The organism is Rhodobium orientis (assembly GCF_003258835.1).
GTDB classification, from domain to species: domain Bacteria; phylum Pseudomonadota; class Alphaproteobacteria; order Rhizobiales; family Rhodobiaceae; genus Rhodobium; species Rhodobium orientis.
The window spans coordinates 68086-75562 of the sequence record NZ_NPEV01000020.1; the positions used below are offsets into that span (position 1 = coordinate 68086).

Here is a 7477-nt window from a genome sequence, read left to right on the forward strand (position 1 = left end):
AAAATCCTCCCGAAATTTCACGTCTTTTTCGAATGGCATACGATTCCCTCGACCGCGCCGACCGCAAGATCCTCGCCATCCTGCAGTCCAACTGCCGGATTTCGATCGCCGAGATCGCCGAGGAGATCGGCCTTTCGCCCTCTGCCTGCCACCGGCGCATCAAGCTGCTTGAGGAGGCCGGGATCGTGGAATCCTACGTCGCCCGGCTGAGCCCTCAGGCGCTGGGATTTTCCATGGTGGTGTTCGTCGAGGTGTCGCTGTCGTCCCAGTCGGAGGCGGCGCTGTCGAAGTTCGAGGCGGCGATCGACGCGGCGCCGGAGATCCTGGAATGCCATCTGATGGCCGGGCCGGCGGACTACCTGATCCGCGTCGCGGCAAAGGACCCGGCCGACTACGAGCGCATCCACCGGGAACTGATCGCAAGGCTGCCGGGGGTGGCGCGGGTGCAGTCCAACTTCTCGCTCCGGACCGTGCGCGCCTGGCGCGGCTACAAGGTGGTGGAGCCGGTGTGAGGGGCTATGGTCGCGGGATTGGGTAGCGCGCGCCGTGCGTGCGTGTGGCTCCTGGATTGCCGCGTCGGCCTGACGGCCTCCTCGCAATGACGTTGGAACTATTGAGGAATCATGCCTCGTCGTCATTGCGAGCGCAGCGAAGCAATCCAGACAACAGCGCCCGTCACACGACCTCCACGTCGAACTGAACGCACGGATCAATGGCCGTGACGAGGAGCGATGCAGCCTCCTTCAGCTTCTCGACATCTTCCGCGCGAACGCCCTTGAGCCCCGCAGCGAGCACCCCCTCGGCGTGAAAATTCCACTCCGTCGGGGCGAGGATGCGGTAGGCGGCCGTGCGCCCTCCCTCGATCTCCACGTAGTGGACGAGACGACCGCGGGCGGTCTCGACCGTGGCGACGCCGGTGCCGGCGGCGCGCGCGGGTGCGCCCGGCTCGGCCGTTTCCTCCGCGGCCTCCAATTCCCCGGCGATCTGGCGAATGTCCGCGATCAGGCCATCGACGGAGACGATGCGCGCGGCAAGCTGGGCCAGGAGCCCGGCGCCGTGGGCTGCGGTCAGGTCGACGATCAGCGGATGGTCGCGATGGGTGGCGCCGGCACCGGTCTGGTACGCCGTGCCGTCGATCTCGGGCCGGGCCGAGAAGGCGCGGCCTGCGTCGCCGGCAAGGCGCTCGGCGAGCCATTTGCGATCAAGCTCCGGCAGCGGCGGCGTCGTTGCCGCGCCGAAGCCGGCAAGATCACGATCCAGCACGGTCCGTACGACGCGGGCGATCGGCGTCTCCCCCCGTGCCGCCCACATCGCCAGCGCTTCGGGGTTGGCGAGGACCTCGGCGGCGCGCACCTCGCGGCCGAAGATGCCGAGCCGTGCGATCTCCGCCATGGTGTCGGCGAAGGCTGAGACCTTTGCCGGCTTCGGTTCGACCCCGGCGCCGCCGAGGCGGATCCAGTCGGTGCGCGGATAGACGGTCTTTGCCAGCCGCGCGATGCGGGCGCGGGCGTCGCGCAGCGCGTCGAAGGCGGTCTCCTCGCCGGCCATCTGCGGCAGGTCGAGCATCAGGCGCCACATCGCCTGGCCGAGCGCCTCGCCGGCGACGAGCAGGCGGCGGGCAGACGCCACGGCCGGTGCCGGGGCGATCCCGAGGGCGTCTTCGGCGGCTTCAAGCCCGGCAACCGTGTGCGCCGTGCCGCAGAGGCTGTAGAGCAGCCGCAGCGACTGGATCGCGTCCATGACCTCGCGACCTTCCAGCACCGATGCCGCGCCGAGCGGGCGGGTGGACGCAATGTCGACCGCATCGACCCTGCCGCCGGCCAGCGTCAGGCGCACGGCAAGACGGCCCTCGATGCCGCAATCGCGCTGGCCGATCCTGTCTTCGATGTCAGTGGACATGTTTTTTACCCCCCTCGGCCGATGCCGTGCGGCCCGTCTTTTTTGTTTTCCGGATCGCCTGCCTGTTACCGCACCTTGCCGCGGAACAGGTCGCGGCGGGACATCGCCGTTTGCTTCTTTGCCCGCCCGGCGGCCAGCGGCGTCATCAGTCTGGCAAGGCCCTCGCGGGCCTCCTTGCGGGCATCGTCCTGGCTGTGGATGTGGAAGAGCGCCGTCACCAGCGACAGCGAGGCATAGGCGCCGATCTTTTCCGAAAACGCCTCCAGGAACACCTCCGGCCCGGACGGCAGGAAATGGGTCGCCTGGCCGGTGCCTGCGCGCTCCGGCGTCCAGGCGCGCGGCAGGGCGACGATGCTGATGAACCAGGGCGCGATGAGAACGCCCAGGTAATCCGCGCAATAGGGCCGAAAGCCCATGGTCTCGATTTCGACGTTGCGATTATAGACCGGCAGGTCGCGCATCTGGGTCTCGCCGACCTCGGCAAAGTCGGCAACGAGCGCGGCAAGGCGCTCGGCCATCGGCCCGCCAGAGACATCTGCCTGCGCCCCGCTCATTGCGGCCGCTCCCGCTCGCCGATGGTCTCAAGGATATCGTCGAACAGCCGGTAGGATTCCGCGGCGGCCTCCGCGTCCATCTTGGCGACGGCAAAGCGCTGCATCTGCAGGACGACGAAATCGCCGACCGCGACCGGCTCCGGCAGCATCGCCAGGCTGACGGTCAGCTCCGCGCCATAGCGTTCGACGACGGCGGTGGCGCCGTCGACGGAAAGCACTCTGGCGGGAACGGCAAGACACATCGGATAGCCGCCTTTCGGATCACGGTCTTTCGAGTATCGGCCTTGATACTTTAGGGCTTTCGAATACGTCCGGCAATCGAGGGTTCCGCTTTTTCGTGGGGGTCCGGTCGCCGGACGGGGCGGTAGCCGATTGCCCCTTTCCTCACCTTGCCGGATAGATTAAGGGTTGGACCTAAGGGAATTCACGGGGGTTGCCCCTGCTCGGCGCCCCGTGGACCGTATTCAAACCGAACCGCGCGGCCCGACCGGGGCCGATGCGGCGGGTCCGATCCCCGGCCACCGGCTATCGCCCGGTGGCCTTTTCATGGCGGGCCGAATTCTTGGAGGCTGATTGATGAAGCTGTTCTTTTCCCAGACCTCACCCTTCGTGCGCAAGGTCATGGTGCTGGCCCACGAGGCCGGGATCGCCGACAAGATCGAAAAGGTCTCCGCCGCCGCTCATCCAATCGACCGGGACGAGAACGTCGTCATCCAGAACCCGCTCGGCAAGATCCCGACGCTGGTGCTCGACGACGATTCCGTGCTGTTCGACAGCCGCGTCATCGCCGCCTTCCTCGACACCCAGCACGAGGGCACGCCGCTGATCCCGGCGTCCGGCATCAAGCGCTTTGCCGCGCTGACGCTGGAGGCGCTTGCCGACGGGCTGTCCGATGCGGCGGTTCTGGTGCGCTACGAACTGACGCTCCGCGACGAAGACAAGCGCAACCAGGCCTGGCTGAACGGCCAGATGGCCAAGATCGATACCGCGCTCGACGAACTGGAAGCGCACTGGATGGAGATCCTGACCGGCCCGCTGACGCTGGGCCAGATCGCCGTCGGCTGCGCGCTCGGCTATCTCGATTTCCGTTTCGCCGACATCGACTGGCGCGAGGCGCGGCCGCAGCTTGCCGGCTGGTACGAGACGTTCGCCAAGCGTCCGTCCATGGAGGCGACGGCGCCGCCGCAAGGCTGAACCCGCCGAGGCCCCGCGGTCAGCCGATGAGCGGCCGCAGCACCAACGCGACGCCGAGCACGATCAGCACGACCAGAACGAGGCGCCGGAACGCGTCGACCGACAGGCGGCGGCGCAGCGCTGTTCCCGCCTTGATGCCGGCAAAGACCGGCACCAGGCCGGCGAACGAGATCGCAAGGGTGTGCCACGTCATCAGCCCGATCTTGGTGAGCCCCACCGCCATCACCGCGCTCGACAGGCAGAACGAGATGTTGATCGCCTGGATGAAGCGGTCCGGCCCGAGCCTGAGCGCCATCAGATAGGGCAGGATCGGCATCACCTGCGAGCCCGTCAGGCCGTTGAAGAGACCGGCCAGGAACCCGGTCGGCGGCGCCAGCGGCTTTTCGCGCCGCGGCGGGATGACAAGCTCCGGCCCGGCGAGCGAAAAGGCGCCATAGGCCGCCAGAACGACGCCGAGGACCGCGCCGGCGGCAGGCCCGTCCACCCGATCGAGGAGAAAGAGGCCGAGGAGCAACCCCGGCAGGGTCGCGAGATAGAGCCAGCGGAACCGCGAAAGGGTCTCGCGGAAATGGCCGACCTCGATCATCACCAGCGTGTTGCTGATCAGGGAGGGGACGATGACGAGGGGCATCGCCGCCTTCAGGCCGATGGCGAGCGCCAGCACCGGCAGGGCGGAGGTGGAAAAGCCGAGGCCCGTCGCGCCCTTGACGAAGGCGGCGAAGAAAAGGCCGGCAGCGACGATGGCGAGTTGCTCCGGCGACACACATGCTCTCCCGTTTGCCCGGTTTCCGTCCGCGCATTGCGCGCCACCGACCTGTTATGGCAAAAGGCGGCGTTGTTCCACATTTGCACGTTGCATTCGTTCCCACGCTCCCGGGTTGGCGCCATTTTCCTCCCGAACCGGCGACCGGCAGAGCGGCCCCAAGCAACGCTGCCTTCCGGAGACCGCACTCCATGACCGACACCCGCTTCGATGTACTTGGCATCGGCAACGCCATCTACGACGTTCTCGCCCATGTCGAGGACGACTTCCTCGTCCAGGAGAACCTGATCAAGGGGTCCATGCGCCTGATCGAGACCGAGGAAGCCGAACGGCTCTACGCCAAGATGGGACCGGCGATCGGCATCTCCGGCGGCTGCGCCGGCAACACCGTCTCCGGCGTCGCCTCCTTCGGCGGCTCGGCCGCCTTCATCGGCAAGGTGGCGGAGGACGAACTCGGCCATGCCTATCGCCACGACATCCGCGCCTTCGGCGTCGGCTTCGACACGCCCACCCTCGTCAACGGATCGCCGACGGCGCGCTCAATGATCCTGATTTCGCCGGACGGCGAGCGCACCATGAACACTTACCTCGGCGCCAGCCAGGAGCTGACGCCGGCCGACATCGACCGCGACACGGTGGCGGCCGCCGCCGTCACCTATCTGGAAGGCTATCTGTGGGATCCCCCGGCGGCCAAGGAAGCGTTCCGCACGGCGGCCGCCTACGCCCACGAGGCCGGCCGCAAGGTGGCGCTGACGCTGTCGGATTCGTTCTGCGTCGACCGCTTCCGCGAGGAGTTCCTGGACCTGGTGCGCACCGGGCTCGTCGACGTCCTGTTCTCCAACGAGCACGAGATCCACGCGCTCTACCAGACCGCGGACCTGGCGACCGCGATCGCCGCCGTGCGCCAGGATGCGCCGCTTACGGTCATCACGCTCGGCGCCAAGGGCTCGATGGTGGTCTCCGGCGAGGAGACGACCGAGGTGGCCGCAGCCCCGGTCGACCGGGTGGTGGACCTGACCGGTGCCGGCGACCTCTACGCCTCCGGCTTCCTGTTCGGCCTGTCGCGGGACTTCGACCATGCCGACTGCGCCGAACTCGGCGGCATCGCCGCCTCGGAGGTCATCACCCATGTGGGCGCCCGGCCGGAGAAGTCGCTGCGTGACCTGGCGGCGCAGCGCGGCTTTCCGATCTCCTGATCGCCGCGGCGGCGGTCAAGCCGAATCAGAGCGCCGTGCGCTGGCGGATGGCGGCGGCGAGCGTTCCCTCGTCGAGATAGTCGAGCTCGCCGCCGACGGGAACGCCGTGGGCGAGCCGCGAGATCTTGACGTTAAGGCCGGCGAGCTGGTCGGACACGTAATGCGCCGTCGTCTGGCCCTCCACCGTCGCGTTGACGGCGAAGATGATTTCTTTCACCCCGTCGGCGCGGGTCCGGTCGATCAGGCTCTCCACGTTGAGGTCTTCCGGGCCGACGCCGTCCAGGGCGGAGAGGACCCCGCCGAGCACATGGTAGCGGGCGCTGACGGCGCCGGCGCGCTCAAGCGCCCACAGGTCGGCGACGTCTTCGACGACGACGATGACGGACGGGTCCCGCCGCGGATCGCGGCACAGGGTGCAGGGATCGGCGGTATCGATGTTGCCGCAGACCTGGCAGGTGACGATGGTGTCGCGGGCGGCGGCCATCGCCGCGGCGAGCGGGGTCAGCAGGGACTCTTTCTTCTTCACAAGATGCAGCGCCACGCGCCGGGCCGAGCGCGGACCGAGCCCCGGCAGCTTGGCAAGCAACTGGATCAGCCGCTCGATTTCCGGTCCGATGGGCGAACTGGCCGTCATGTCTTGTGTCGTTCCCTGGAGATTGCGCAAGGCGCATGATGCGCTTTGCCGACTGTTCGGTTTTCGTTTTTCAACGGAGCGGCGGGCTTGCGGCGGTTGCCGGATCGTCCGGCTGGCGCGATCTCGCCGGCGCTTTTCCCCCTTCTCGGCGTCATTGCCGGGCTTGACCCGGCAATCCATCGGGCCGTGCCACCTGCCGCTCCCTCATCATGGACCACCGGGTCAGGCCCGGTGGTGACGCGGCGTGAGGGGCGACGACGGGAGAAGACGGCACCGTTCAAGCCCGGCACGCACACGGTGAACATAGGGGCGTCTGTTGAGAAACCACCCGTCCCGTTGCCCGCTCCTCAGAACGGCATCTTCATGCCCGGCGGCAGGCCCATGCCGCCCATCATCTCCTTGGTCTTTTCCTGCATGACCTCTTCGCTCTTGGTGCGCGCGTCGTTGACGGCGGCCATGACGAGGTCTTCCAGGATCTCGATCTCTTCGGGATTCGCCAGCGAGGGATCGACCTTCAGGGCCTTCAACTCGCCCTTGCCGGAGAGCTTTGCTGTGACGAGGCCGGCGCCGGCGCTGCCCTCCACCTCGATCTCGGCGATCTGCTGCTGCATCTCGGCCATCTTGCCCTGCAGGTCCTTGGCCTGCTTCATCATCTTCAGAAAATCCATCGCGTCCTCGCTGGTGTCGACTGGTATCGGTTCAAAAGGCTGCCCGTGATCGGCGGCCGGTCAGTCGGCGTCGTCATCCGTATCGCCATCGGCGGAGCCTGCGTCCGGGTCGACTGCCTCAGGCTCGGGTCTGGTGACGCGCACGCCGACGATCTCCGCGCCGGGAAAGGCGGTCAGGATGGCCGCGACGTTGGGGTCGTCCCGCGCCTCGGCAAGGAGGCGGTCGCGTTCGGCGTCGCGGCGCTGGCGCAGGGTCGCGCCGCCGCCCTCGCGGGCAACCGTGACCACCCAGCGCATGCCGGTCCAGTCGCTGAGCCGGGCGCCGAGCTCGCCGGGAAGGCCCGTCGGCGCATCGGGTTCAAGCTCGACCTCGATGCGGCCGGGCTCGAACCGTACCGGATGCAGCAGCGTCTCGACCTGGTCCTTCAGCTTCAGGTCGCGGCGCTCGCGGGCAAGTGCGGCGACATCGGCGAGCGAGGCGAGCGCGATCCCGGCGGCCTGTGGTGCCGGTGCCGGCGGCTCGGGCTCCGGCGCGGTCAGGTCCGCCATGGCGTCGGGCTCGGCCCGCT

9 protein-coding genes and 1 pseudogene are annotated in these 7477 nt (G+C 68.1%); 3 read left to right on the forward strand and 7 right to left on the reverse strand.

What is annotated here, in order from left to right; translation table 11 throughout:
- Nucleotides 1–32 precede the first annotated feature (32 nt).
- A complete protein-coding gene (locus CH339_RS11030) occupies nt 33–512 on the forward strand; it encodes an Lrp/AsnC family transcriptional regulator (RefSeq protein WP_111434411.1) in 480 nt (159 codons plus the stop codon).
- Between the two features lie 163 nt (nt 513–675).
- Here the strand turns inward: CH339_RS11030 and CH339_RS11035 are convergent, their stop codons facing one another.
- The 3 genes from CH339_RS11035 to CH339_RS11045 all read right to left on the reverse strand — a co-directional run bounded on the left by CH339_RS11035 (nt 676) and on the right by CH339_RS11045 (nt 2695).
- Complete coding sequence (locus CH339_RS11035; protein ID WP_111434412.1) at nt 676–1899, reverse strand: nickel-dependent hydrogenase large subunit; 1224 nt, start codon at nt 1897–1899, stop codon at nt 676–678.
- A 65-nt stretch (nt 1900–1964) separates the two neighbouring features.
- Entirely contained in the window at nt 1965–2453 is a 489-nt protein-coding gene (hybE, locus tag CH339_RS11040; RefSeq protein ID WP_111434413.1) for a [NiFe]-hydrogenase assembly chaperone HybE, read from the reverse strand.
- Nucleotides 2450–2695, reverse strand: a complete 246-nt coding sequence (locus CH339_RS11045; RefSeq protein WP_111434414.1) for a HypC/HybG/HupF family hydrogenase formation chaperone — start codon at nt 2693–2695, stop codon at nt 2450–2452. The genes hybE and CH339_RS11045 overlap by 4 nt, the downstream gene beginning before the upstream one ends.
- Nucleotides 2696–3029: 334 nt before the next feature.
- On the opposite strand from CH339_RS11045, the gene CH339_RS11050 reads away from it, so the two are divergent.
- Nucleotides 3030–3647: a glutathione S-transferase gene (locus CH339_RS11050; protein ID WP_111434415.1), complete on the forward strand. Its 618-nt coding sequence runs from the start codon at nt 3030–3032 to the stop codon at nt 3645–3647.
- Nucleotides 3648–3666: 19 nt separating this feature from the next.
- Here the strand turns inward: CH339_RS11050 and CH339_RS11055 are convergent, their stop codons facing one another.
- Complete coding sequence (locus CH339_RS11055; protein ID WP_111434416.1) at nt 3667–4410, reverse strand: sulfite exporter TauE/SafE family protein; 744 nt, start codon at nt 4408–4410, stop codon at nt 3667–3669.
- A 191-nt stretch (nt 4411–4601) separates the two neighbouring features.
- Between CH339_RS11055 and CH339_RS11060 the strand changes: the two genes are divergently transcribed.
- Nucleotides 4602–5606, forward strand: coding sequence for an adenosine kinase (locus CH339_RS11060; RefSeq protein WP_111434417.1), 1005 nt, complete (start codon nt 4602–4604; stop codon nt 5604–5606).
- Nucleotides 5607–5631: 25 nt separating this feature from the next.
- Here the strand turns inward: CH339_RS11060 and recR are convergent, their stop codons facing one another.
- The 3 genes and pseudogenes from recR to CH339_RS11075 form a co-directional block, all read right to left on the reverse strand.
- A complete protein-coding gene (gene recR, locus CH339_RS11065) occupies nt 5632–6240 on the reverse strand; it encodes a recombination mediator RecR (protein WP_111434418.1) in 609 nt (202 codons plus the stop codon).
- A 347-nt stretch (nt 6241–6587) separates the two neighbouring features.
- Entirely contained in the window at nt 6588–6908 is a 321-nt protein-coding gene (locus tag CH339_RS11070) for a YbaB/EbfC family nucleoid-associated protein (protein ID WP_111434419.1), read from the reverse strand.
- A 60-nt stretch (nt 6909–6968) separates the two neighbouring features.
- Nucleotides 6969–7477 (reverse strand): annotated as a pseudogene (locus CH339_RS11075) (DNA polymerase III subunit gamma/tau); the annotation flags it as partial.

What these genes read in the sequence shown, in the direction of transcription:
- CH339_RS11030 (WP_111434411.1), top strand. Translation starts at nt 33, where the DNA reads ATGGCATACGATTCCCTCGACCGCGCCGACCGCAAGATCCTCGCCATC.
- CH339_RS11035 (WP_111434412.1), bottom strand. Translation starts at nt 1,899, where the DNA reads ATGTCCACTGACATCGAAGACAGGATCGGCCAGCGCGATTGCGGCATC.
- hybE (WP_111434413.1), bottom strand. Translation starts at nt 2,453, where the DNA reads ATGAGCGGGGCGCAGGCAGATGTCTCTGGCGGGCCGATGGCCGAGCGC.
- CH339_RS11045 (WP_111434414.1), bottom strand. Translation starts at nt 2,695, where the DNA reads ATGTGTCTTGCCGTTCCCGCCAGAGTGCTTTCCGTCGACGGCGCCACC.
- CH339_RS11050 (WP_111434415.1), top strand. Translation starts at nt 3,030, where the DNA reads ATGAAGCTGTTCTTTTCCCAGACCTCACCCTTCGTGCGCAAGGTCATG.
- CH339_RS11060 (WP_111434417.1), top strand. Translation starts at nt 4,602, where the DNA reads ATGACCGACACCCGCTTCGATGTACTTGGCATCGGCAACGCCATCTAC.
- recR (WP_111434418.1), bottom strand. Translation starts at nt 6,240, where the DNA reads ATGACGGCCAGTTCGCCCATCGGACCGGAAATCGAGCGGCTGATCCAG.
- CH339_RS11070 (WP_111434419.1), bottom strand. Translation starts at nt 6,908, where the DNA reads ATGGATTTTCTGAAGATGATGAAGCAGGCCAAGGACCTGCAGGGCAAG.